24 protein-coding genes are annotated in these 22,840 nt (G+C 68.0%); 9 read left to right on the top strand and 15 right to left on the bottom strand.

The genetic code is table 11. The features are described from left to right. Positions 1 to 51: 51 nt before the first annotated feature. Complete coding sequence (locus OG300_RS38820) at positions 52 to 855, top strand: helix-turn-helix domain-containing protein (RefSeq protein WP_405489861.1); 804 nt, start codon at positions 52 to 54, stop codon at positions 853 to 855. Between the two features lie 12 nt (positions 856 to 867). Here OG300_RS38820 and OG300_RS38815 read toward each other — a convergent pair whose 3' ends face one another. Beyond that, a complete protein-coding gene (locus tag OG300_RS38815) occupies positions 868 to 2,430 on the bottom strand; it encodes an FAD-dependent monooxygenase (RefSeq protein ID WP_405489859.1) in 1,563 nt (520 codons plus the stop codon). Between the two features lie 147 nt (positions 2,431 to 2,577). Between OG300_RS38815 and OG300_RS38810 the strand changes: the two genes are divergently transcribed. Together OG300_RS38810 and OG300_RS38805 are read left to right on the top strand one after the other, a co-directional pair. Further along, positions 2,578 to 3,240 (top strand): PadR family transcriptional regulator, encoded by a 663-nt coding sequence (locus OG300_RS38810; RefSeq protein ID WP_405489858.1) that lies wholly within the window; start codon positions 2,578 to 2,580, stop codon positions 3,238 to 3,240. 190 nt (positions 3,241 to 3,430) lie between these two features. Next, positions 3,431 to 4,630, top strand: coding sequence for an FAD-dependent monooxygenase (locus tag OG300_RS38805; protein ID WP_405489857.1), 1,200 nt, complete (start codon positions 3,431 to 3,433; stop codon positions 4,628 to 4,630). A gap of 86 nt (positions 4,631 to 4,716) precedes the next feature. On the opposite strand, the gene OG300_RS38800 is transcribed toward OG300_RS38805, so the two are convergent. Then, the gene (locus tag OG300_RS38800; protein ID WP_405489855.1) at positions 4,717 to 6,753 is read right to left on the bottom strand and encodes a DHA2 family efflux MFS transporter permease subunit; all 2,037 of its coding nucleotides are present in this window, start codon (positions 6,751 to 6,753) and stop codon (positions 4,717 to 4,719) included. A 189-nt stretch (positions 6,754 to 6,942) separates the two neighbouring features. On the opposite strand from OG300_RS38800, the gene OG300_RS38795 reads away from it, so the two are divergent. The 3 genes from OG300_RS38795 to OG300_RS38785 are packed head-to-tail and all read left to right on the top strand — an operon-like array spanning position 6,943 to position 8,755. Then, a complete protein-coding gene (locus OG300_RS38795) occupies positions 6,943 to 7,818 on the top strand; it encodes an oxidoreductase (RefSeq protein WP_405489853.1) in 876 nt (291 codons plus the stop codon). 47 nt (positions 7,819 to 7,865) lie between these two features. Next, complete coding sequence (locus OG300_RS38790; RefSeq protein ID WP_405489852.1) at positions 7,866 to 8,348, top strand: transcriptional regulator; 483 nt, start codon at positions 7,866 to 7,868, stop codon at positions 8,346 to 8,348. After that, positions 8,345 to 8,755, top strand: coding sequence for a DUF3817 domain-containing protein (locus OG300_RS38785; protein ID WP_405489851.1), 411 nt, complete (start codon positions 8,345 to 8,347; stop codon positions 8,753 to 8,755). Before OG300_RS38790 ends, OG300_RS38785 begins: the two co-directional genes overlap by 4 nt. A gap of 84 nt (positions 8,756 to 8,839) precedes the next feature. Here OG300_RS38785 and OG300_RS38780 read toward each other — a convergent pair whose 3' ends face one another. The 10 genes from OG300_RS38780 to clpS all read right to left on the bottom strand — a co-directional run bounded on the left by OG300_RS38780 (position 8,840) and on the right by clpS (position 16,159). After that, a complete protein-coding gene (locus OG300_RS38780; protein ID WP_405489849.1) occupies positions 8,840 to 9,448 on the bottom strand; it encodes a non-canonical purine NTP pyrophosphatase in 609 nt (202 codons plus the stop codon). Beyond that, positions 9,445 to 10,215, bottom strand: coding sequence for a ribonuclease PH (rph, locus tag OG300_RS38775; protein WP_405489848.1), 771 nt, complete (start codon positions 10,213 to 10,215; stop codon positions 9,445 to 9,447). Before rph ends, OG300_RS38780 begins: the two co-directional genes overlap by 4 nt. Before the next feature lie 55 nt (positions 10,216 to 10,270). Continuing rightward, positions 10,271 to 11,035: a cyclic nucleotide-degrading phosphodiesterase gene (locus tag OG300_RS38770; protein ID WP_405489846.1), complete on the bottom strand. Its 765-nt coding sequence runs from the start codon at positions 11,033 to 11,035 to the stop codon at positions 10,271 to 10,273. Positions 11,036 to 11,109: 74 nt separating this feature from the next. Continuing rightward, positions 11,110 to 11,841, bottom strand: coding sequence for a rhomboid family intramembrane serine protease (locus tag OG300_RS38765; RefSeq protein WP_405489844.1), 732 nt, complete (start codon positions 11,839 to 11,841; stop codon positions 11,110 to 11,112). A gap of 449 nt (positions 11,842 to 12,290) precedes the next feature. Continuing rightward, positions 12,291 to 13,253, bottom strand: coding sequence for a PLP-dependent cysteine synthase family protein (locus OG300_RS38760; protein WP_405489842.1), 963 nt, complete (start codon positions 13,251 to 13,253; stop codon positions 12,291 to 12,293). Between the two features lie 2 nt (positions 13,254 to 13,255). Continuing rightward, the gene (locus tag OG300_RS38755) at positions 13,256 to 13,534 is read right to left on the bottom strand and encodes a MoaD/ThiS family protein (RefSeq protein ID WP_405489840.1); all 279 of its coding nucleotides are present in this window, start codon (positions 13,532 to 13,534) and stop codon (positions 13,256 to 13,258) included. A gap of 45 nt (positions 13,535 to 13,579) precedes the next feature. After that, the gene (locus OG300_RS38750) at positions 13,580 to 13,996 is read right to left on the bottom strand and encodes a Mov34/MPN/PAD-1 family protein (protein WP_405489838.1); all 417 of its coding nucleotides are present in this window, start codon (positions 13,994 to 13,996) and stop codon (positions 13,580 to 13,582) included. Between the two features lie 112 nt (positions 13,997 to 14,108). After that, positions 14,109 to 15,170 carry a P1 family peptidase gene (locus OG300_RS38745; protein WP_405489836.1) on the bottom strand — a complete coding sequence of 354 codons (1,062 nt, stop codon included), beginning with the start codon at positions 15,168 to 15,170 and terminating at the stop codon, positions 14,109 to 14,111. A gap of 40 nt (positions 15,171 to 15,210) precedes the next feature. Next, positions 15,211 to 15,780 carry a DUF2017 domain-containing protein gene (locus tag OG300_RS38740; protein WP_405489834.1) on the bottom strand — a complete coding sequence of 190 codons (570 nt, stop codon included), beginning with the start codon at positions 15,778 to 15,780 and terminating at the stop codon, positions 15,211 to 15,213. Between the two features lie 22 nt (positions 15,781 to 15,802). After that, on the bottom strand, positions 15,803 to 16,159 hold the full coding sequence (gene clpS / locus OG300_RS38735) for an ATP-dependent Clp protease adapter ClpS (protein ID WP_405489832.1): 357 nt from the start codon (positions 16,157 to 16,159) through the stop codon (positions 15,803 to 15,805). 99 nt (positions 16,160 to 16,258) lie between these two features. Between clpS and OG300_RS38730 the strand changes: the two genes are divergently transcribed. Next, entirely contained in the window at positions 16,259 to 17,572 is a 1,314-nt protein-coding gene (locus OG300_RS38730; RefSeq protein WP_405489829.1) for a nicotinate phosphoribosyltransferase, read from the top strand. On the opposite strand, the gene OG300_RS38725 is transcribed toward OG300_RS38730, so the two are convergent. Next, positions 17,502 to 17,828 (bottom strand): hypothetical protein, encoded by a 327-nt coding sequence (locus tag OG300_RS38725; protein ID WP_405489827.1) that lies wholly within the window; start codon positions 17,826 to 17,828, stop codon positions 17,502 to 17,504. The two genes, OG300_RS38730 and OG300_RS38725, sit on opposite strands and share 71 nt — an antisense overlap. Before the next feature lie 59 nt (positions 17,829 to 17,887). Here OG300_RS38725 and OG300_RS38720 point away from each other — a divergent pair, with 59 nt between their 5' ends. Both OG300_RS38720 and OG300_RS38715 read left to right on the top strand, forming a co-directional pair. After that, a complete protein-coding gene (locus tag OG300_RS38720) occupies positions 17,888 to 18,457 on the top strand; it encodes an isochorismatase family protein (protein ID WP_405489825.1) in 570 nt (189 codons plus the stop codon). Positions 18,458 to 18,533: 76 nt separating this feature from the next. Continuing rightward, positions 18,534 to 20,588 (top strand): ATP-dependent DNA helicase, encoded by a 2,055-nt coding sequence (locus OG300_RS38715; protein WP_405489823.1) that lies wholly within the window; start codon positions 18,534 to 18,536, stop codon positions 20,586 to 20,588. Between the two features lie 187 nt (positions 20,589 to 20,775). Here the strand turns inward: OG300_RS38715 and OG300_RS38710 are convergent, their stop codons facing one another. Continuing rightward, complete coding sequence (locus tag OG300_RS38710) at positions 20,776 to 21,297, bottom strand: DoxX family protein (RefSeq protein ID WP_405489821.1); 522 nt, start codon at positions 21,295 to 21,297, stop codon at positions 20,776 to 20,778. Positions 21,298 to 21,437: 140 nt separating this feature from the next. After that, a complete protein-coding gene (locus OG300_RS38705) occupies positions 21,438 to 22,805 on the bottom strand; it encodes an NCS2 family permease (RefSeq protein ID WP_405489819.1) in 1,368 nt (455 codons plus the stop codon). Between the last annotated feature and the right edge of the window lie 35 nt (positions 22,806 to 22,840).

Here is a 22,840-nt window from a genome sequence, read left to right as displayed (position 1 = left end):
GATTCCCCGCAGGGAATAGTGGAGGTGCACGACGGTGCGGACAGTGGAGGTATGACGACGATGGCCGTGGCGACGACAACGACGAATCCGTTCGCACAGCAGCTGCGCAAATGGCGGATGCGACGCCGGATCAGCCAACTCGATCTCGCCATCGCGGCCGAGACCAGCCAGCGCTACCTCAGCTTCCTCGAACAGGGCCGCTCCCATCCGGGCCGCACCATGGTGGTGCGGCTGGCCGAGGTGCTGCAACTGACGCTGCGCGAACGCAACGGGCTGCTGCTGGCCGCGGGCTACGCGCCGATCTTCCCCGAATCCGCGCTGGACGCACCGGAACTGGAGCCGGTGCGGCTCGCGCTGGAAACCATCCTGGAGGGACACATCCCCTACCCTGCGGTGGTGACCCGGCCCTTCGGCATGCTGGTGGCCGCCAACAAGGGTTTCGAGCTGCTGACCGAGGGCTGCGCCCCGGAACTGCTCGAAGCGCCGATCAATGTGCTGCGGCTGGCCCTGCATCCGGAGGGGCTGGCCCGCCGGGTGCTGAACCTGCCCGAATGGGGTCGCCACGTCACCGACAGTCTGCGCAATCGCGCGGGCCGCAGCCCCAGCCCCGACCTCGACGAGCTCATCGCGGAGCTGGACGGCTATCTACCCCAGGCGGATCCGGGGCCGAACCACCTGGGCTTCGCCGTCCCGCTGCGATTGCGTTGCGAGAGCGGCGAATTGCGGCTGATCACCACGATCACGACCTTCGCGACCGCCACCGACATCACCCTGGCCGAACTCCATCTGGAGGCCTTCCTCCCCGCCGACCGGCCGACCTGCGACTATCTGCGCAACCGCTTCGGAACTGCCTAGCTTCGCAACTCCCTAACCGAAAGCCCCGGGAACAGCCGACCCACTGATCGCACCGAACGCCCGCTCGAGTTCGCCGTCGTCGCCGGGGTGATCGGGCCAGTGCGCGGCGATATGGCCGTCCGGCCGCACCAGCACGGCACCTCGCGGACCCAGTCCACACTGTTCGGCGTCTGCGACGGAAAGGATTTCGATCCGCAGCGGGACCTGTGCCGGCTGCTCCCAGCCGACCGGGTCCGGCGTGAACAAGGTGAACCATTCGCCCAGCGCGTCGAGGGTGGAACGACCGGGTGCCAGCCAGCGGTGCGGCATCCGATGGCCCGGCTGCGCGGTCTGGACGTAATCGGCCCCCGGCTCGGGCGGCTCGCTGTCGTCGCCGAGGACGGCGGTGGACCGGTAGACCGCGCCCATCACCAGCCCGAGCTGCGCGAAATACTCCTCGGACCAGGGCAATTCGTCCTCGGTCGGCGGTACGTCGCGGCCGGCCCGCTCCAGCCGGGCCCGCTGCGCCCGGCCCAGCATCTCGGCATTGGCCAGCGCCCGCCGCATGGTCCGATGCGCGACCGGAAGCCGTTCCGCCGCATAGGTTTCCAGCAGCCGCGGTCCGGCCCAGCCGCGCAGCACCCCCGCCAACTTCCAGCACAGGTTGTGGACGTCGGCGACGCCCAGGTTCATCCCCAGGCCGCCGATCACCGGGACGGTATGCGCGGCGTCACCGGCGAGAAAGACGCGGCCGTGGCGAAGTCGTTCGGCGACAAAGGCACTCATCACCCAGTGCTGGATCCGCACCACCTCGACGGCTGCGTCGACGCCGGGTCCGAACGCGGCGACGACCAACTTCTCCCAGTCGACCCCGACCCGATCGGCCGGAGTGGGCCCGAACCAGCCCCACCCGCCCTCCGGATACAGCGGCATCACCGAACCGTGCGAGGTGAAGTAGACCCCCGAGGGCTGGGCCGCGCACCAGTCCCGCAGGTCGGCGTCGAAGACGACGGTGGTCGCCTCGCCGATCGCGCCGGGGCCGGTGACATCGATGCCGAGCCGTTGGCGCACAGTGGAATTCGCACCGTCGGCGGCGATCAGATACCGGGCCCGGACGCTGGTCTCCGCGCCGGTCGCGCGGTCGGTGAGCAGTGCGGTCACGCCGTCGCGGTCCTGGGTCAGCGCCACCAGTTCGGCCCCGAACCGCGGCGGCGTCTTCGCGGCCGCGAGCAGCGCCGGTTCCAGCCGATCCTGCGAGGTGACCGCGCCGACCGCGGGACTCTGCGGGATCGGCGCGTTCACCCCGATCATGGCGGCCGTCGCGAAATCGGGTTCGCCGAGCGTGTTTCGGAAGCGGACGCGGCCGAACTCGGGCGCGAAGGCGCGGGCGGCGACGGCATCGGCGACACCGAGCCCGCGAAAGATCTCCATGGTGCGCACGTTGACCAGCCGGGATCGCGGAAACGGCGACAGCTCACCGTGTTTCTCGACCAGCGCCACCCGCACGCCCCAGCGTTCCAGCAGGGCCCGGGCGGTCAGCCCGACCGGGCCGCCGCCCACGATCAATACCTCCGGATCGGCATTCGCCACGGTCATGTCGAGCTCCTCCCCGCTCTCCGGGCACCGGCCCGCGCCCAGGATCGAGTGTGCGACCGTGGCCGGAAGATCGTCAACGACGTGTCACGAATGCTTGTGGCCGAATACTCGTGGACGTATATTCGTAGACGAGTTGGGAGGCAGGCCATGGCCCGCAAACGCAAGGTCGGCAACCTGATGGGTCTGGCCGTGCTGTCCACCCTGGTCGTGCAGCCCCGGCATCGCTACGACATCGCAGCCCAGATGAAAGCCTGGGGCAAGGACGCCGACATGGGCGTCAAATGGGGATCGCTCTACACCGTCGTCGACAACCTCGCCAAGCACGGATTCGTCGAGGCCGTCGGCAGTGAACGCGACGGCGCGCGCCCCGAACGCACCATCTACCGCATCACAGCCGCCGGTCGCGCCGAACTCTCGGACTGGACAAGGGAACTCATCTCCAACCCGGAACCCGAGCAGCGGCGCTTCGTCGCGGGACTGTCGGTGGTCTCGGCGCTGCCGCCCGACGAGGTGGTCGAGCTGCTCACGCTGCGAATCACCAAGCTGGAGAAGACCATCCGGGACACCCGCAGCGAATTGGCAGCGCTGGAAGGCACACTGCCGCGCCTGTTCCTCATCGAGGAGGATTATCTGCTCGCCATGCTCGCGGCCGAGGCCGAGTGGGCACGCGGCCTGCGCGATTCCCTCGCCGACGGCAGCTTCCCGGATGTGGAGGGCTGGCGGCGTTTTCACGTCGACGGTTTCATACCCGACCACATCATCGACATGAGAGATGGAGGAGCAACCGACTCGCAAACGCCTCAGGACTGATCCGATATCAGACCGGGCCCCGACGGAGGTGCTGCAACACCACCGCCGAAGCCCGGGATCACACCGTCTCGAACCGCGTCCGTGCAGGCGAACCCGGAGCCGAGTTTGGCAACTACAGGATAACTGGGTTCTGCACGCAGACAGTGGTTCGGGCGCTCGACACCCTCCGAACAACTCTCTGGAGACAACCATGTCCATTCGTTCCGCACTCGTCATCGGCGGCGGCATCTCCGGTCCCGTGACCGCGACCGCACTGCATATGGCCGGCATCGACGTCACCGTCTGCGAGGCCTATCCCGGACCCGCCTACGGCATCGGCACCAATCTGGCACTGGCGCCCAACGGGATGGCCGCGCTGGAGATCGTCGGGGCCGCGGACGCGGTCCGCGCCGCAGCACTGCCGATCCGATCCTCGGTCATGTCGATCGGCGCCACCACCGTCACCCTGCCCACGCTCACCGAAATCGAACCGCTGCGACTGGTGGATCGCCCTGTGCTGCACCAGGTTCTGCACGACAATGCCGTCGCGGCCGGGGTCGCCTTCGAATACAACCGCAAACTCATCGACGTCGAGGAGCACGCGGGCGGCGTGACCGCGCTGTTCGCCGACGGCAGCAGCGCCACCGCGGACGTGCTGATCGGCACCGACGGCATCCACTCCACGGTGCGCACCCTCATCGATCCGAAAGCGCCCGAACCCACGTATCTGCGGATGCTGGGCTTCGGCGCGATCTCCGACTGCTCGCTCGATGTAGCACCGGATTCGATGACCTTCGCCTTCGGCAAACGCGCCTACTACCTGTACTGGGCGCTGCCCGACGGGCGGGTCGGCTGGGGCGCGAATCTGCCTCGGGAGCAGTACTTTTCACTGAGCCAGGCCCGCACCGTACCCGTCGAGGAGTGGCTGTCGATCCTGCGGGACACCTACAGCGACGACATCCCGGGCGCGGAACTGGCGCGCAACACCACCGCCGGGGAACTGCTGGTCGGGGGCGCGTTGCAGATCATGCCGCGGGTACCGCACTGGTATCGGGGCCGGATGGTGCTGGTCGGGGATGCCATCCACGCACCCAGCAACACCTCCGGCCAGGGTGCGTCACTGGCCATCGAGAGCGGTATCGAACTGGCCCGCTGCCTGCGCGATATCGATGATCCGGCACAGGCTTTCGCCACCTACGAGGCGCTGCGGCGGCCGCGGGTGGAGGCGGTCGCGGCGCGGGTCAAGCGGGTCAACCACACCAAGGCGGCCGGGCCGATCGTGCGCAAGACCATGCAGTTGGTGATGCCGATCGCGTTCAAGCGGATGAATCCGGAGAAGGCGTTCGGTCACGAAATGCGGTTCCGGATCGACTGGGACGCCACCGTGCGGCCGGTCGCGCTGTCGGCCTGATCCGCACGGGATAGCCGCGCGTACGAAAAGCACGCCCCATCGCGATATTCGCGATGGGGCAGCGACTATGCTCGGGAACAGCCGGATCAGCCCACCGGGAGTTCGTCCGGGCGGTCGGCCTCGTCCAGCAGCTTGGTGGCGATATTGTCGATGGCCTGATCGAGCAGGCGCCGGTCCTCCGGATCATCGGAATCCCAATTGGTGAGCTGGGATTCGATCCAGTGCTTCCAGGCCACCCGCACCCGGTCGACCTCCCGCACACCCTTGTCGGTGAGCACCAGGTCGTCGCCCTCGCGCAGCAGCATGCCCTCGCGTTCGGCCCGCTGGAACACCGGTCCGATCAATTCGGCCGGGATCCAATGGGTTCGGGCGATGTCGTCGACGGTCACCTGACCCCGCAACCGGGTGTACATGCGCACCTGACCCAGCGCCCACGCCTCGTCACGGCCGAGCGAACTGCCCGCCGCGGCCAGGATTCCCGAGTCCGGGACCTGATTGTCGCGCAGCTTGCGCAGCACTCGCGCGACCCGACGCTCCAACTGCACCAACCGATCCGAGGAATCCGGCATGGCGAACTGCTCGCCCACATCGGTGGCCTCGGCGCGGGCGCTGTCGCGCAGCGGCACCTGCTTCAGGAACCAGGCGACCACGAAACCCAGCAGCGCGAACGGCACCACCCAGCGGAAGACGAAGTCGATGGAGTCCGCGTAGGCCTGGATGATCGGCGCGGACTGCTCGGCGGGCAACGCGCGCAGCGCCGCCGGACTCTGCGCCGCCTCCGGTCGCACCCGCGCTTCGATCAGTGCCGCTTCGAGATTCGGGCGCAGCTGATTGGAGTAGAGGGTGCCGAAGACCGTGGTGCCGAAGGCGCTGCCGATGGTGCGGAAGAAGGTGACGCCCGAGGTCGCGGTGCCGAGATCGGAGTACGGGACGCTGTTCTGCACCACGATGGTCAGCACCTGCATGGCCAGGCCGATGCCCAGACCCAGGATCAGCATGTACAGCGACATGGTCCAGAAGCTGGTGTGCGCGCCCATGGTCGACATCAGGAACAGGCCCACCGCCATCACCGCGGTGCCCAGAATCGGGAAGGCCTTGTAGTGGCCGGTCTTTCCGACGATATTGCCCGACAGGATCGAGGTGAAGAACAGCCCGACCACCAGCGGCAGCGTGCGGACACCGGACGCGGTCGCCGAAACCCCTTGCACGTATTGCAGATACGCGGGCAGGTAGGTCATCGCGCCGAGCATGGCGAAGCCGACGATGAAGCTCAGGATGGAGCAGACGGTGAAGACGTTGCTGCGGAACAGGTGCATGGGCAGCATGGGTTCGCGGGCATGGAATTCCGCGAACACGAACGCCGTCATCAGCACCACCGCGGCCGCGAACAGGCCGATGATGGTCGCCGAGCCCCACGCGTATTCCTGTCCGCCCCATTCCAATCCGAGGATCAGGCAGGTGACGCCGATGGCGATGAGGGCGATGCCCAGGTAGTCGACGATCGGCTTGACCATCGAGCGGGTCATCGGAATGGTGCGGGCGGCCAGCACGATCATCACGATCGCCAGCGGCACGTTGACGTAGAAGCACCAGCGCCAGCTCAGGTGGTCGGTGAACAGTCCGCCCAGGGTCGGCCCGATCACCGTGGTGATGCCGAAGACCGCGCCCAGCGCACCCTGATATTTGCCGCGTTCGCGCAGCGGGATGACGTCGGCGATCAGGGCCATCGAGGTGACCATCAGCCCGCCCGCGCCGATGCCCTGCACGGCGCGCGCGGCGATCAGCAGCGTCATGCCGTTGGAGAGCCCGGCGATCATCGATCCGATGATGAAGATCGCGCCGCTGAGCTGGAAGACCAGTTTGCGGCCGAACAGGTCGCCGAACTTGCCCGCGAGGGCGGTCGCGATGGCCTCGGCCACCAGGTAGGAGGTGACCACCCAGGCCATGTGTCCGGCACCGCCGAGGTCGGCGACGATGGTCGGCAGGGCGGTGGAGACGATGGTGGAGTCGAGGGCGGCCATCAGCATGCCGAGGGCGACGGTTCCGAAGATGACGTTTCTCCGGGCCCGGCTGAGTTGCGGCGGCATGAGGGGCTTCTCGGCGGTGGCGCTGGCACCGGTCATCGGCCCAGTATGTTTGCCCGTCGGTCGATAACCAGCAACGACACGGCAAATAGCAGGGCCGGGTTCGGTTGCGCTACCGTCTGGGACTGAGCGGGCGCACACCCTATCGCCAGAACTTACTCTGGAGTAAGGTAGGACGACCGAGTGCGACCCAGCACATCGAACGCCGAACCTGTGAGGTCACCAGCCATGGCATGGAAGCCCAGCGAAATCTCGGACCAGTCCGGGCGCACCTTCGTGATCACCGGAGCCAATGGCGGACTCGGCGAGCAGACCACCAAGGTACTGGCGAGCAAGGGCGCCACCGTGATCATGGCCTGCCGCAACGCCGCCAAGGCCCAGCCGATCGCCGACGCCATCGACGGTGACGTGCGAGTGGCCGCGCTGGATCTGGCCGATCTGGCCTCGGTGCGCGAATTCGCCGAGCAGACCGGCGAATTCGATGTGCTGATCAACAACGCGGGCCTGATGAACGTGCCGTTCTCGCGCACCAAGGACGGGTTCGAAACCCAGTGGGGCGTCAACCATCTCGGACACTACGCGCTGACCGGGCTGCTGCTGGACAAGATCCGCGACCGGGTGATCAGCCTGGCGTCCATCGCGCACAAGCAGACCCCCAAGCTGTGGGTCGACGACCTCAACTACGAGAATCGCCGCTACCAGCGCAATCTCGCGTACGCGCAGTCCAAGCTGTCGAACCTGATGTTCGCGCGCGAACTGCAGCGCCGCTTCACCGAGGCCGGGTCGGCCAAGCGCTCCTACGGCGTGCACCCCGGTGTCTCGGCCACCGACCTCTTCGCCAAGACCGAGACCCCGATCGACCGGATCTCCAAGCCGTTCATCCGCATCGTCGGCCAGTCCCCCGCGCACGCGGCCTACTCCTCACTGTTCGCGGCCACCAGCCCCGACGCCGACCCGACCGTCTACTGGGGACCCACCCGCTGGTTCGGCAGCCAGGGTCCGGTCGAGCCCTCGCCGTCGAGCAAGCTGTCGCAGGACCAGGAGATGTGGCGGCGGCTGTGGGAGGAGTCCGAGCGGCTCACCGGAGTCGTCTACAAGTTCTGATCGGTGTAACCGACCTCTTACTACGCAGCGCGTAGTAGGGAGGTACCGTGGAGGTCGTGTCCGCTCCCCAACGCCGCCCGGCCCTGATCCTGTTCGTGGTCGTGGCCTTCGTGGCGTGCCTGGGTCTGGGCTACTGGCAGTGGACACGCTTCCAATCCGGCGGCGGCACCTTCCAGAACCTCGGATACGCGCTGCAGTGGCCGCTCTTCGCCGGGTTCGTGATCTGGGCCTACGTTCGGTTCGTCCGCCTCGAGCGGGAGGCCGACGAGGTGGAGGCGGCCGCACCCGAGGCGGCCGTCGTCAACGAGACCGCACCGGCCGCGCCCGCCGGGCACCGGCCGCGCCGGGTGAAAGCGGCTGCGCCGCGCGAGATTCCGGCGGGCATCCTGCCGGAACGCCCCAAGGCCGCCAAGGCCGATGATCCCGAACTCGTCGAATACAACAGGTACCTGGCCGAACTGCACGCCCGCGATATGGACGAGAAGGTCCGTGCGGCCGGGCTGCAACACATCGAGAGGAGCGCCGGTTGAGCGCCCGCGACAATTCCGCTGAGACTCCCGTCGCCGTCGAGACCGCCACGCCGGCGCCTCGCCCGCTCGGTGCGGCCACCCCCGAGAAGATCCGTGGCGCACTACTCCGCTACCGGACGCTCGCCTACATCACCGGCGTCTGGCTGCTGGTGCTGTGCGGTGAGATGGTCTACAAGTACCTGCTGATCTCCGACAGCCACAGCGCACCGCACTGGCTGTTCTACATCGGCCAGGTGCACGGCATCTTCTACATGATCTACCTGGTCTTCACCATCGACCTCGGCATCAAGGCACGCTGGCAGCCCGCCACCACGGCGCTGACCTGCCTGGCGGGCACGATCCCGTTCCTGTCCTTCGTGTTCGAGCACTGGCGCACCCGCGAGGTGAAGCAGGCCTTCGGGCTCTGAACGCCCCCTGACAACGAGAGCGCCCCGCCGATATTTCGGCGGGGCGCTCTTCGCTTTTCGAAACCCGTTGGTGGCGGGCCGGATTCAGTTCTGCGCGAGTGCGGCCAGCGCCGGGAGCAGCTGACGCAGGGCACGGCCCCGGTGCGAGGCGGCGTCCTTCTCGGCGGGGGTGAGCTGAGCGGAGGAGACGTCGCCGCCGTCCGGGAAGAACAGCGGGTCGTAGCCGAAACCGCCGTCGCCCACCGGTTTCCGGCCGATCACGCCCGGCCACTCGCCGCGCACGATCTCCTCGACGCCGTCGGCGACCAGGGCGCACGACGAGACGAAGCGGGCGCCGCGGCGCTCGTCGGGGACGTCGCCGAGCTGGGCCAGCAGCAGGGTGTTGTTGGCCCCGTCGTTGCCGTGGGCGCCCGACCAGCGTGCCGACAGCACGCCGGGCATGCCGTTGAGGGCATCCACCTCGATACCGGAATCGTCTGCGACACAGGCCAATCCGGTCGCGGCGAAGCCGTCGCGGGCCTTGGCCACGGCGTTTTCCTCGAAGGTCGCGCCGATCTCGGGGGCCTCGTCGTATTCGGGAACGTCGTTCAGGCCGACGATCTCGATACCCTCGACCCCGGCCTCGTCGAGAATGCGACGCAACTCGTTGAGCTTCTTGGCATTACGGCTGGCGACCAGCACGCGGCGGGTCATCGCTTCTTGGATTCCCCGGGCTCGGGCAGCACGCCCGGGTACGGCAGCGCGAGGGCTTCCTTCTGCACCACGAACAGCTGCTCACAACCGGCCAGCGCCGAGTCGAGCAGCTTGTCCAGGGTGGAGCGCGGGAAGGTGGCGCCCTCGCCGGTGCCCTGGATCTCGACCAGGGTGCCGGTGTCGGTGGCGACCACGTTCATGTCGACCTCGGCGCGCGAATCCTCCTCGTACGGCAGGTCCAGACGCACCCGGCCATCGACCACGCCGACGCTGACCGCGGCGATGGCGCACGAGATCGGCTGCGGGTCGGTGAGCTTGCCACCGGCGGCCAAATAGGTGATGGCGTCCGAGAGCGCCACGTAGGCACCGGTGATGGCGGCGGTACGGGTGCCGCCGTCGGCCTGCAGCACGTCACAGTCCACGGCGATGGTGTTCTCGCCGATGGTCGACAGGTCGATGCAGGCGCGCAGCGAACGGCCGATCAGCCGCGAGATCTCCTGGGTGCGGCCACCGACCTTGCCCTTCACCGACTCTCGCCCCGAACGGGTGTGGGTGGCGGCGGGCAGCATCGCGTATTCGGCCGTCAGCCAGCCCATTCCGGACTCGCGACGCCACGGCGGGACGCCGTCGGTGACGCTCGCGGTGCACATCACCCGCGTGCCACCGAATTCCACCAGCACCGAACCCGCGGGGTGCGAAGTGAACCCCCGGGTGATCTTCACGTCGCGGAGTTCGTCATCCGCCCTGCCATCGGCTCGTTTAGACACGGGGGTCAGCCTAGTAGTGGACCGACCGGCCCTGTCCACGGCCCGCTGCTGTGCCTCAGATGTCGAAGGTTTCGCCCGGCGAGACCGCGTGCACCGGGCCGCTGAAAACGGCCTTGGCTTCGGCGATCACGTCTTCACGCGAGGTCCACGGCGGGATGTGGGTGAGCAGCAGTTCGCCGACTCCGGCCTCGGCGGCGATCAGGCCCGCCTCGTGGCCGGAGAGGTGGATGCCCGGCGGACGGTTGGCCGGATCGTGGGTCCACGACGCCTCCGACAGCAGAACGTCTGCGCCCCTGGCCAACTCGAAGACCTCGTCGCACAGGGCGGTGTCGCCGGTGTAGACGAAGGTGCGGCCCGCGGCGGTGTTGATGCGCAGGCCGTAGGACTCCGGCGGGTGGAACATGCGCCGCGCCTCGACGGTGTGGCCGGAGCCGAACGGGATCGGCTCGTCGGCCTTCCAGACCCGCATGTCGATGACGTCGGACCAGTCGTCGGTCTCGCCGCCGATCTCCGCGGAGGCGTTGCCGATCCGCAGCGAGGTGTCGGTCGGGCCGTAGACGATGGCCTTACCGCTCGGCGGGTTGGGATGGTAGCGCCGCCAGACCAGCAGACCCGGCAGATCCAGGCAGTGGTCGGCGTGCAGGTGGGTGAGGAAGATGTCGACCTCACCCGGATCGAGGTGGCGTTGCAGCGCACCCAGTACGCCGGGGCCGAAATCGATGACGGTCGGTGTCATGTCCGGGCCGGTGAGCAGGTATCCCGACGCCGGGGAATCCGGGCCGGACACACTGCCCGAGCACCCGAGGACGGTGAGGCGCATTCCCCCATGCTGCCACGCTGCTGTCTCACTCAAGGAGGGATCCCCCAAATCGCCGACCGCGTCCAGCGTCACCCCTACGACGCGAGTCGGCCGGCGTCAGCCCCGCGACGATGACGACGTTCATTCCCAGAGAGTACCCACCCGGCAATCACTCCACCCACCGCCCCGAAAAGATGTCCTTGCCAAGAGATTCCGGGCTGCCCGGGCAGCACACCCAGGATGATCGACCCATACAGCAACCCCACCCCCACGCCCACCGCGATCTGCAACACATTCCGGGAGAACCATCCCCAGCAGATCAGATATGTGAGCCAGCCGAACACCAGCACCGAAGCGCCCAGCGACACAGTCCCGGACGGCGCGGTCAGCCACTGCCCCACACCGGCGATCACCCAGATGATGGCCGTGGCCGCGAGCCCGCGCCCGATCCCGGTCAGCAGCGTCAACATGCCCAGCACGATCACCGGCAGCGTATTGCCGATCAGATGCCCCCAATTGGCGTGCAGCAGAGGCGCGAACAGAATCCCGATCAGCCCGGACTCGCTGCGCGGCTTCACCCCCGCGTTGTTCAGCTCGTCTCCGGTGAGGACATCGACCCCCTCGATGCCGTACAGCAAACCGGTGAATCCCAACGTGATCACAATGGCCCGCTGCCACAGCAACTTCAGAGCATTACCACTGCCGCCCGACTGCGGAACCGGCGTCCCCGGCCGACCGGCAGGCACCGGCGGCTTCGCCAGCTGCTCCCGCAACCGCGCGATCCGATCCGGATCGAACGACGAACCCATGCCACCGCCACCGGTCATAGCAGCACCTCCTAGCCTCCCCCGAGCCTACCGCCGCAGCTGTTCGACGGCCTCGCACTCGACAGTCCACCGCACCGGGCCGAACCCGTCCAGAGGTAGTGATCGCCGGTCACGAAGCCGACGCTGCCTACAGGGATCATCGGTCAGCGGTGTCGAATCGGAAGCCCGTTGCCGCTGCCCGACATGGGCAGCGGGATCACCGACTCTCTACTACCGTTCGTCGCCGCGAGATCGCCACTACGGACTCGTCGATCCGGACAGCGTGAGATGACCTGTCTCAGCACCGAAACGGCGACCGCGGCGTGACAGCATTGCCGACTTCCATCGTCGCTGCGGGTCGCCCCCGGCGGGCAGCCGGGAGGCGGAGCCGGTGAGTTCTGACGATCCGTAGACGAAAACGGCGCGCCAGCAACAGGTTTCGTTGCGGGCGCGCCGTTCGAGGCGATGGGTCAGGCCCAGAGTTGGCCGTCGAGGCGTTCTTCGGCCTCTTCGAGCGTGCCGTCGTAGGCACCGGTGGAGAGGTATTTCCAGCCGCCGTCGGCGACTATGAAGGCGATGTCGGTGCGCTGACCGGCCTTTTGGGCCTTCTTGGCGACGCCGAGGGCGGCGTGCAGGATCGCGCCGGTGGAGATGCCCGCGAAAATGCCCTCTTCCAGGACCAATTCGCGGGTGCGGCGGACCGCGTCGTAGGGGCCCACGGAGAAGCGGGAGGTCAGCACGGACTCGTCGTAGAGTTCGGGGATGAAGCCCTCGTCGATATTGCGCAGGCCGTAGACCAGTTCGCCGTAGCGGGGTTCGGCGGCGACGATGTCGATGCCGGGAACCTGCTCGCGCAGGAAGCGGCCGGTGCCCATCAGGGTGCCGGTGGTGCCGAGACCGGCCACGAAATGGGTGATCTCGGGGAGGTCGGCGAAGATCTCGGGACCGGTGGTCTCGTAGTGGGCGAGGGCGTTGGCCGGATTGCCGTACTGGTAGAGCATCACCCAGTCCGGATTTTCGGCGGCGATCTGCTTGGCCAGCGCGACAGCCTGATTGGAGCCGCCCGCCGCCGGGGAATCGATGATCCGCGCACCGAACATGGTGAGCAGCTGGCGGCGCTCCACCGAGGTGTTCTCCGGCATCACGCAGACCAGCCGGTAGCCCTTGAGTTTGGCCGCCATGGCCAGCGAGATGCCGGTATTGCCGCTGGTGGGCTCGAGAATCGTGCAACCGGGTGTGAGCCGGCCGTCGGCCTCGGCCTGCTCGATCATGCGCAGCGCCGGACGGTCCTTGATGGATCCGGTCGGGTTGCGGTCCTCGAGCTTGGCCCACAGCCGCACATGGTCGTCACCGTCCCACTGCGGAGACAGGTTGCGCAGACCTACCAGCGGCGTATTGCCGAGTGTCGCGATCAGCGACTCGTAGCGGGCCACGGCTAGCGCGCGCCGCCGGCTACCGCCGGAAGGATGGTGACGGTGCCGCCGTCGGTGACCTCGGCGTCGAGTCCGCCGGTGAAGCGCACGTCCTCGTCGTCGACGTAGATGTTGACGTAGCGGTTGAGCTTGCCGTCCTTGAGGAGTCGCTCCTCGAGGCCCGGGTAGCTGGCCTCCAGGTTGGCGATGACGGCGGCCAGGGTCGCGCCCTCGGCCTGAACTCGCTTCTCGCCCTTGGTGATCGGACGCATGATGGTCGGAATGGATACGGTGACCGGCATGTGGGGGACTCCTTGCTCGGGTACTGCGGGCTGTGATTCGGGCGCTCAGGCGTAGGCGGGGACGATCTCGACCGGTTCCTCTTCGACCTTGCCGTCGATGATGCGGTAGCTGCGCAGCTCGTGCTGTTCGGCATCGCGGGTCGAGATCAGCACGTAGTGCGCGTTGGGCTCGGAGGCGTAGGAGATGTCGGTGCGGCTCGGGTACGCCTCGGTGGCGGTGTGCGAGTGGTAGACGACCACCGGCTCCTCGTCGGCGTCGTCCATGGCGCGCCACACCTTCAACTGCTCACCGGAATCGAAGCGATAGAACGTGGGCGACCGCTCCGCATTGACCATGGGCACGAACCGCTGCGGCCGATCCGAACCCTCCGGGCCCGCGATCACCCCGCAGGCCTCGTCCGGATGATCGGCGCGCGCGTGCGCGACCATCGCGTCCACCAGGTCGGCCCTGATCACCAGCACAGTCGCATCCTTCCGCCGACGCCCGGCCGAACGGCCGAAGCGCTGTCGTCAACAGGTGAGAATATGCGGCTATTCCCGGCCCGGCCGATCACACCCCGGCGAGCACGCGGGTCTAGCGGCCGAACAGATCGGAATACGCCGGGATGCCCGCGACCGAGGTCGCCGACAGGATGGCGTCCACGATCGCGCGTTCCACGCACACCGCCGCGGCCGTGCACAGCTGATCGAGCAGCAACAGATCCGCCGGGAACGCGGGCGGCAGCGGGAATCCGGGTGCGGCCGCGGCGGTCCCGGTGGCGAGCGCGAAGAGGGTGTCGCCGTCGAGCGGGGAATGCGCGGGGCGGATGGCGCGCGCCAGGCCGTCGTGCGCGGTGGTGGCCAGACGATGACAGGCCGCCGGGTCCAGGGCGGCGTCGGTGGCGACCACGCCGATGGTGGTGTTGAGCACGGTTCCCTTGACTGCCAACGCATTCGCGGCGGTCAGCTGTTCGGGGGTGGCGGCGTGCAGGCCGAAATGCTCCGGGCCGTCGGTGCCCGCGCCCCACGGGATTCCGGTGCGCGGATCGAAGACCGAGCCGACCGGATTGGCGACGATCAGCGCGCCCACCGTGACGCCCGCCGCCGGGCCGTCGTCGAATCGCACACTGGCCGAACCGATTCCGCCCTTGATCGACCCGGCGCGCGCACCCACGCCCGCACCGGCGGTTCCGCGTTCGAAGTCCACACTCGCGTCCTCCGCGGCCAGGAAGCCGAAGTCGGCGTCGGGCCGAATGTTCCACGCCCCCACCGGAAGATCGAAGATCACCGCGCCCGGGACGATCGGGACCACACGGGCCGGGTCGCTCGGATCCATCGGAATGCCCTCGCGATGCTCCTCGAGCCAGCGCATCACGCCGTCGGCGGCGGCCAGCCCGTAGGCGCTGCCGCCAGTGAGCAGAATCGCATTCGCCTGCCGCACAGTATTACTCGGATTCAGCAGGTCGGTCTCGCGGGTGCCGGGTCCGCCGCCGCGCACATCGACGGACGCAACCGCACCGCCCGGCGCTCGCACCACGGTGCAGCCGGTCGCCGCGCCCGCGCCGAGGGTGGCATTCTCGTCCAGCACGTGGTGGTGGCCGACCAGGATGCCCGACACGTCGGTGATCGAATTACGTGGTCCCGCAACGCTGTTCATGGCCACTTCTCCTTCGATGGGCGCGATGCCGCGAAATGGGTCAGGGCACGAGGGCCTGAATCAGCGAATCCTGCATCCAGGTCAGCCAGTGGTAGATCTCCAGGCTCGGGGACCGCGGATCGTCATCGTCGAGATGTTCGGGCGTGTCGGCACTGATGTTCAGGGCGGTGCCCAGCGCCAGCCGGACGTCGTTCAGGGCGATCAGCCAGCGGTCGGCCTGCTCCGGGGTGATGAGGATCTTGCCGCCCGCGGCGGGCAGGGTGTCGAGAATCACCTGTCCGGCAGCCACCTTGGCATCGATGATGCCGGGCTCGTGCAGGCTGCGCATGCCGCTGTTGAGGTCGGCGCGATCGGCGTCGGGGGAACCGGGTTCGGGCCGGTGGAAATCGGGCAGCAGCCGCAGCAGCCGCGGGTCGTCGGGCGGGACGGTGTTGCCCGTCTGTAGCCCGGTGAGGGCCGCGAGATCGTCCTCGGGGGCCGAACCGGCTCGCTCGGTCAGCAATCCGGACACCGCCCCGACCAGGGACCGCAGTACCTCCGCCTCGTGGGCGTCCATTTCCGAACGCAGTTTCAACCCGCTGAGGGAGTTCTTCCTGCTCCACTTCCGCACGGGGATACCGTAGTCGCCCGAATCACTCGTCACGCTGCATGGTGGCCCAGAGTCCGGCCGCGTGCAGGCGCTGCACGTCGTGTTCCATCTTGTCGCGGGAGCCGGCGGACACCACGGCCTTGCCCTCGTTGTGCACCTTCAGCATCAACTCGGTTGCCTTGCCTTTGCTGTAGCCGAACAGCTTTTGGAAGATGTAGGTCACGTAGTGCATGAGGTTGACCGGATCATCCCAAACGACCGTTACCCAAGGACGGTCCTCGGCCTCCAGCACCTCGGCGTACTCGATGGCCTCCGGCGCCGCCTGTGCCGCGAACAGTGTCACGTTCACGCCTGCCGAGGCAGTGGTGACACAGACAACGTCCTGATTACACAGACCCATAACGTCCAGGGTACGACGCCACAACACAGAAACAACAGGTGTGTCGGATTTGCCGACCGCTCCCGTCACAGCAGCTCGCAGCGTCCTAGAGTGGGTCCCGTGACCCTTGCGAACGGACTGACCAGTACCGCTCTGCTGACCGATCAATACGAGCTCACCATGCTCGCGGCGGCACTGGCCGACGGGTCGGCGCAGCGGCAATGCACCTTCGAGGTATTCGCCCGCAGGTTGCCGAACGGCCGCCGATACGGGGTGGTCGCGGGGACCGGGCGATTGCTGGACGCGCTGAACGAGTTCCGATTCGGTGAGCAGGAGCTGGCGATCGTGGCGCGGTTCCTGGACCCGAACACCGTGGCCTGGCTGCGCGACTACCGCTTCACCGGCGACATCGACGGGTACCGCGAGGGCGAACTGTATTTCCCGGGCTCGCCGATTCTCACCGTGCGCGGCACCTTCGCCGAATGCGTGCTGCTGGAAACGCTGGCCCTGTCGATCTACAACCACGACAGCGCCATCGCCGCCGCGGCCGCCCGCATGGTCAGCGCCGCCGGGGGCCGCCGGATGATCGAAATGGGTTCGCGCCGAACCCATGAGCTCGCCGCGCCCGCCAGCTCCCGCGCCGCCTACCTGGCCGGATTCGACGCCACCTCGAACCTGGAGGCCGCGCGCAGCTATGGCGTGCCGAGCGCGGGCACCAGCGCGCACGCCTTCACCCTGCTGCACTCCGGATCCGACGGCGAGCACGAGGCCGACGCCTTCCGCAGCCAGGTGCGGGCGCTCGGCGTCGGCACCACGCTGCTGGTCGACACCTTCGACATCACCCGCGGCGTGGCCACCGCCATCGAGGTGGCCGGACCCGAATTGGGCGGCGTGCGAATCGATTCCGGTGATCTCGGGGTGCTGGCGCGGCAGGTGCGCGAGCAGCTCGACGCGCTCGCCGCGGTCCGCACCCGCATCGTGGTCTCCGGCGATCTCGACGAGTACGCCATCGCTTCGCTGCGCGCCGAACCCGTCGACGTGTACGGCGTCGGCACCTCGCTGGTGGTGGGCTCCGGCGCGCCGACCGCGGGCATGGTCTACAAGCTGGTCGAGGTCGAGGGCGTCCCGGTGGCGAAACGCAGCTCGCACAAGGAGTCTCGCGGCGGCACCAAGCGGGCGCTGCGGCTGGCCCGCGGCACCGGAACCATCGTCGAGGAAATCGTCTACCCGGCTGACGCCGCCAAGCCGGACACCGACGGCTTCGAGTCGCGCGAGCTACAGGTGCCGATGGTGCGCAAGGGCGAGGTGCTCGCCGATCGGCCCAGCCTCGAGCAGAGCCGGGAACTGGTGACCAAGAGTCTGATCAGTCTGCCGTGGGAGGGTCTGAAGCTTTCCGCCGGGGAGCCCGCGATTCCGACGACGTTCCTGAGCTGACCTGCTTGTCCGCCGTGACCCGCCACCACAGCGCCGCCGCGATCAGCGCGGCGGGCGCGGCGAAGAACACGGTGAACGCCAGCGTGCTCACGATGTCGCCGACCGTGAAATCGATTTCGTGCCAGACGAGATCGGCCACCACACTGGCGATCTCGAACGCCACGAAGAACCGCAGGGCCATCAGCGCGGCACTCTTCATGTCTCCCCTGTCACCTGGAACGACGCCGCCGTCGCGCGGGCGCGCACCGAGCGGCACAATGCAATACGAGCGGCGAACCGGCGTGGTTCAACCGCCGGTCCACGGAAGGCCCTCCCATGAATCGAGCCCTGATCGTCGTCGACGTGCAGAACGATTTCTGTGAGGGCGGATCGCTGGCGGTCGCCGGGGGCGCGGCGGTGGCCGAGCGCATCACCGAATACCTGGACGTCTCCGACTACGCCGCGATCGTCGCCACCCGCGACTTCCACATCGACCCGGGCGCGCACTTCTCCGCGACCCCCGACTACGTCGACAGCTGGCCCCCGCACTGCCGCGTCGGCACCCCGGGCGCGGACTTCCACCCGAACCTGAACACCGCCCCGATCCAGGAGATCTTCTCCAAAGGCGCTTACACCGCGGCCTATTCGGGTTTCGAAGGCACCGCCACCGACGGCGAGACCACCCTCACCACCTGGTTGCGCGACCACGACGTCGACGCCGTCGACGTCTGCGGCATCGCCACCGACCACTGCGTCCGAGCCACCGCCCTCGACGCCCGCTCCGAAGGCTTCGACACCCGAGTCCTCCTCGGCCTCACCGCCGCCGTCTCCCCCACCACCCTGGTAACCGCCCTCGACAAACTCCGCGCCTCCGGTGTCGAACTCGCGGGCACCCTCGAAAACTGAGCGGATTTCAGCCTTTGCGGCCTGATCACGCCATGGTTCACGCGGGGTGTCAGAGCGGGGAAGTAGTCTGGCCGCCGTGCCCGAACTGCCTCCCGTTCCCAAGCTGCTGGCCACCGCTGTAGAAGCGCTGGGAGGGAAGGAGCGCACCGGGCAGCAGACGATGGCTGCGGCGGTCGCGCACTCCATCGACACCGGGGAGCATCTGGCCGTGCAGGCCGGGACCGGGACCGGCAAGTCGCTCGCGTATCTGGTGCCGAGCCTGCGGCACGCGGTGCGGACCGGGCGCACCGTGGTGGTGTCGACGGCGACCATCGCGTTGCAGCGGCAGCTGGTGGATCGGGATCTGCCGCGACTGTCGCAGGCGCTGGCCGAACCGCTGGGGCGGGTGGCGCAGTTCGCGATCCTCAAGGGGCGCAACAACTATCTGTGCCTCAACAAGATCAACAGTGCGATTCCGGACGAGCCCGCCGAGGCCGAACTGTTCGACGCGTTCGCCGTTTCGCGGCTCGGACGCGAAGTGCAGCGGCTCAACGAGTGGGTGTCCGACACCGAGACCGGTGACCGCGACGAACTCACCCCCGGCGTCAGCGACCGGGCCTGGCGGCAGGTGAGCGTGAGTTCGCGCGAATGCCTGGGCAAGTCTCGCTGCCCGTTCGGGCAGGACTGCTTCGCGGAGAAGGCACGCGCCGAATCCGGGGCCGCCGACGTGGTGGTCACCAATCACGCCTTGCTTGCCATCGACGCCATCAGCGGAATCCAGGTGCTACCCGAACACGACGTGGTGGTGATCGACGAGGCGCACGAGCTCGTCGACCGGGTCACCGGAGTCGCCACCGCCGAATTGTCCACAGCCGCCATCGCCGCCGCCGCCAAGCGCTGCACCAAGCTCATCGACGAGCAGGAGGTGGATCGGCTCGAGGCCGCCGCCGAAGCCTGGCACGGGCTGCTCGACGACCTGCCGCCCGGCCGCTGGGATCGACTGCCCGACGGCTCGGCTCCGGTGCTCGCGCTGATCCGCGACGCCGCCTGGAACGTGCGCACCGCGCTCGCCCCGCAGGGCGGCAGCAGCGCGCAGGGCGATCCGGAATCGGCGGCCGCCCGCAATCAGGCCCTCGCCGCCGTCGAGGAGGTGCACGACGCCGCGGTGCGGGTGCTGACCACCTTCGAGGAATCCGATCCGTCCGCGCACCACGACGTCATCTGGCTGGCGTCCGACGACCTGCGCGGCATCGCGCGCCGCACCCTGCACATGGCCCCGCTGTCGGTGGGTGGTCTGCTGCGCAGCCGCCTGTTCGGCACTGCCACAGTGGTTTTGACCTCCGCGACCCTGCAGATCGGCGGCTCCTTCGACAATCTGGCGGTGACCTGGGGGCTGCCGCCGAAGTCGTCGGCCGCGGTGGATCCGGCGCTGGCCAACGGCGCGGAGGTCCCGGCGGACGAGAAGAAACTGCGCTGGAATTCGGTGGACGTGGGCTCGCCGTTCGACCACGCCAAGTCCGGAATCCTGTACGTGGCCAAGCATTTACCCGCACCCGGCCGCGACGGCCTGCCGCCCTCCTATATGGACGAGATCGAGCGGCTCATCCGCGCCGCGGGCGGCCGCACCCTGGGTCTGTTCTCCTCGATGCGGGCCGCGAAAGCCGCGACCGAGGAACTGCGCGAACGCCTGGACACCCCCATCCTGTGTCAGGGCGACGACGCCACCGGGGCCCTGGTCCGCAAATTCGCGGAAGACCCGGAAATCTCACTGTTCGGGACACTTTCGCTGTGGCAGGGCGTCGACGTACCGGGTCCGTCGCTGAGTTTGGTGATCCTGGACCGCATTCCGTTCCCGCGCCCCGACGATCCGCTGCTGGTAGCGCGGCAGCGCGCGGTGGAATCGCGTGGCGGCAATGGTTTTCTGTCGATCGCCGCCAATCATGCGGCATTGCTACTGGCGCAGGGAACGGGGCGTTTGCTGCGCAGTACCGATGATCGCGGAGTTATCGCAATTCTGGATTCCCGATTGGCCACGGCGCGCTACGGCGGTTATCTCCGGGCATCGCTGCCGCCCTATTGGGAAACGTCCGATCCGGCCGTCGCGACAAAGGCTCTCGAAAGACTGACAAATGGTGTCGCACAAATGAAATGACATCTGTGAGAACAGTCACAGGGGTAGCTCCAACTTCCGATCGGAAGTAAATTGGCTTTCGATACTCCGGTGAACCCCCCAATTCCCACATCGGATGTGTCCGTCGTCCCCGCGCCAAGCCCTGCACGCGGCGCGGGGACACCGAAAACTCCTCCGGCAGGGCCTGATTCGCGGCCCGTCGCGGGATTTACTTCACAGCCAGCGTGATCAGCGCGGCCACCACGCCCAGCGCCACCGCACCGGCACCCCACACCAATCCCTGTCGCGCCCAAGGCCGTCCGGCATCCAGCGACAGGCGACCCGGTCCGGTGAACGCCAGCGCGATCGCGGCGATCGCGTAGACCACCGGCAGCTCCCACATCGCGAACCCGCCCTGCCACGACGCGTTGGCCGCGTTGATCATGGTGCCCAGCACGATCGCGGCCGCCAGCGGCGTCACCAGACCCAGCGCCAGCAGCAGCCCGCCGGTGATCTCACTGAGCCCGGCGAGGGTGGCGAAGAACTTGCCCGGGTCGTAGCCCATGCCACCGAACGCGCCCGCCGTCGCGTCGAGGCCGTAGCCGTTGAACCAGCCGAACAGCTTCTGGCTGCCGTGCACGGCGAGCAGTGCGCCGAATCCGACGCGGGCGGCCAGCAGGCCGATATCGGTGGCGGTGACGCTCGCCTGGGCGGCGACTGCGCGGGAGGCGGTGTTCACGGTTGCGGCCATGGTCGTTCCTCGTCTCTCGGTTCCGGTCAGCGAGAACAGTGTAACCGGACCGCAGTCCGCTTTCTTCGCACGGCCCTGACAACGAGGACGGGCGCGAGGCTATTCCGCCTCGCGCCCGTCCGTCCCACGATCCGATCCGCCTATTCCGCGAGGAACCAGAAGTAGTAGAGGAACACCAGCATCAGCACCCACATCACCGGATGCACTTCGCGCGCACGACGCTTCGCCACCATGACGATCGGATAGAACAGCAGGCCCATGGCGATGCCGTTGGCGATCGAGTACGTCAGCGGCATCATGATCACGGTGATGAACGCCGGAACCGCGTATTCCAAACGGTTCCACTCGATTTCGCCCAGCGCCCGCGACATCAGCACGCCGACCACGATGAGCGCGGGGGCCGTCACCGCCGGAACATCCGCGAACACGGCGAAGACCGGGAAGAAGAACAGGGCGACCAGGAACCAGCCCGCGGCGGCGACCGCGGTCAGGCCGGTCCGCCCGCCCGCCGAGACGCCCGCCGTGGACTCCACATACGCGGTGGTGCTGGAGGTTCCGATGATCGCGCCCGCCGCGGTGCCGACCGAGTCGGCCGCCAGCGCCTTCCCGGCGCGCTGCAGCTTGCCGTCCTTGCCGAGCAGCCCGGCCTGGTTCGCGACACCGATCAAAGTGCCGGAGGCGTCGAAGAAGTCGACGAACAGCATGGTCAGCACCACGATGATCATCTGACTGGTGAAGGTGTTGGGCAGGTGGATGATGGCCTGCCCAAAGGTCTGATCCAGCCCGTGCGGCAGCGCCGCCACCGAATGCGGCAGCTGCACCAGACCGGTGACGATGCCGACGATCGTGGTGGCGAGAATGCCGTAGAGCACCGCGCCGTGCCAGCCGAGCACCAAGAACACGACCGTCACCACGAGACCGAACATCGCCAGTAGCGTTGTGCCCTTGTGGAAGTCGCCCAGGTGCACGAAGGTGGCCGGGCTGGCGGTCACGATCCCGGCGCTCTTGAGCCCGAGAAACGCCACGAACATGCCGATGCCCGCGCCGACGGCCAGTTTCATCTGCATGGGGATGGCGTCGATGATCTTCTCGCGCACCTTGGTCACCGCGAGGACGAAGAAGATGACGCCCGACAGGAAGGTGCCCGAGAGCGCTTCCTGCCATGGAATGCCCATGTGCAGCACGACCGTGTAGGCGAAGAAGGCGTTGAGGCCCATGCCCGGCGCGAGCGCCACCGGGTACTTGGCCCACAGGCCCATCACCAGGGTGCCGAAGACAGCGGCCAGGGCGGTCGCGGTGAACACCGCCTGCAGCGGCATGCCCTTCGAGCCGAGGTCGCCGCCGGGACCGTCGCCGAGGATGCGCGGGTTCACGGCCAGCACGTAGGACATGGCCAGGAAGGTGATGGTTCCGGCCATGAGTTCGCGCTTGATGGTGGAGCCGTGCTCGCTGATGCCGAAGTACGCGTCGACGCGCCCCTTGGTGCGCGTGCGGACGTCGGTGCTCATGTGTGTGCTGTCTCCAGTCGACGGGAGGGTACAGA

Source organism: Nocardia sp. NBC_00511, assembly GCF_045161165.1.
In the GTDB taxonomy this organism is placed as follows: domain Bacteria; phylum Actinomycetota; class Actinomycetes; order Mycobacteriales; family Mycobacteriaceae; genus Nocardia.
Note: the sequence above shows the minus strand (reverse complement) of the source record. Positions and strands in the feature narration are given on the sequence as shown.

What these genes read in the sequence shown, in the direction of transcription:
- OG300_RS38745 (WP_405489836.1), bottom strand. Translation starts at nt 15,170, where the DNA reads ATGAACAGCGTTGCGGGACCACGTAATTCGATCACCGACGTGTCGGGC.
- OG300_RS38820 (WP_405489861.1), top strand. Translation starts at nt 52, where the DNA reads ATGACGACGATGGCCGTGGCGACGACAACGACGAATCCGTTCGCACAG.
- OG300_RS38795 (WP_405489853.1), top strand. Translation starts at nt 6,943, where the DNA reads ATGGCATGGAAGCCCAGCGAAATCTCGGACCAGTCCGGGCGCACCTTC.
- OG300_RS38810 (WP_405489858.1), top strand. Translation starts at nt 2,578, where the DNA reads ATGGCCCGCAAACGCAAGGTCGGCAACCTGATGGGTCTGGCCGTGCTG.
- OG300_RS38765 (WP_405489844.1), bottom strand. Translation starts at nt 11,841, where the DNA reads ATGACCGGTGGCGGTGGCATGGGTTCGTCGTTCGATCCGGATCGGATC.
- OG300_RS38780 (WP_405489849.1), bottom strand. Translation starts at nt 9,448, where the DNA reads ATGACCCGCCGCGTGCTGGTCGCCAGCCGTAATGCCAAGAAGCTCAAC.
- OG300_RS38805 (WP_405489857.1), top strand. Translation starts at nt 3,431, where the DNA reads ATGTCCATTCGTTCCGCACTCGTCATCGGCGGCGGCATCTCCGGTCCC.
- OG300_RS38705 (WP_405489819.1), bottom strand. Translation starts at nt 22,805, where the DNA reads ATGAGCACCGACGTCCGCACGCGCACCAAGGGGCGCGTCGACGCGTAC.
- OG300_RS38770 (WP_405489846.1), bottom strand. Translation starts at nt 11,035, where the DNA reads ATGCGCCTCACCGTCCTCGGGTGCTCGGGCAGTGTGTCCGGCCCGGAT.
- clpS (WP_405489832.1), bottom strand. Translation starts at nt 16,159, where the DNA reads ATGGGTCTGTGTAATCAGGACGTTGTCTGTGTCACCACTGCCTCGGCA.
- OG300_RS38710 (WP_405489821.1), bottom strand. Translation starts at nt 21,297, where the DNA reads ATGGCCGCAACCGTGAACACCGCCTCCCGCGCAGTCGCCGCCCAGGCG.
- OG300_RS38755 (WP_405489840.1), bottom strand. Translation starts at nt 13,534, where the DNA reads ATGCCGGTCACCGTATCCATTCCGACCATCATGCGTCCGATCACCAAG.
- OG300_RS38800 (WP_405489855.1), bottom strand. Translation starts at nt 6,753, where the DNA reads ATGACCGGTGCCAGCGCCACCGCCGAGAAGCCCCTCATGCCGCCGCAA.
- OG300_RS38720 (WP_405489825.1), top strand. Translation starts at nt 17,888, where the DNA reads ATGAATCGAGCCCTGATCGTCGTCGACGTGCAGAACGATTTCTGTGAG.
- OG300_RS38815 (WP_405489859.1), bottom strand. Translation starts at nt 2,430, where the DNA reads ATGACCGTGGCGAATGCCGATCCGGAGGTATTGATCGTGGGCGGCGGC.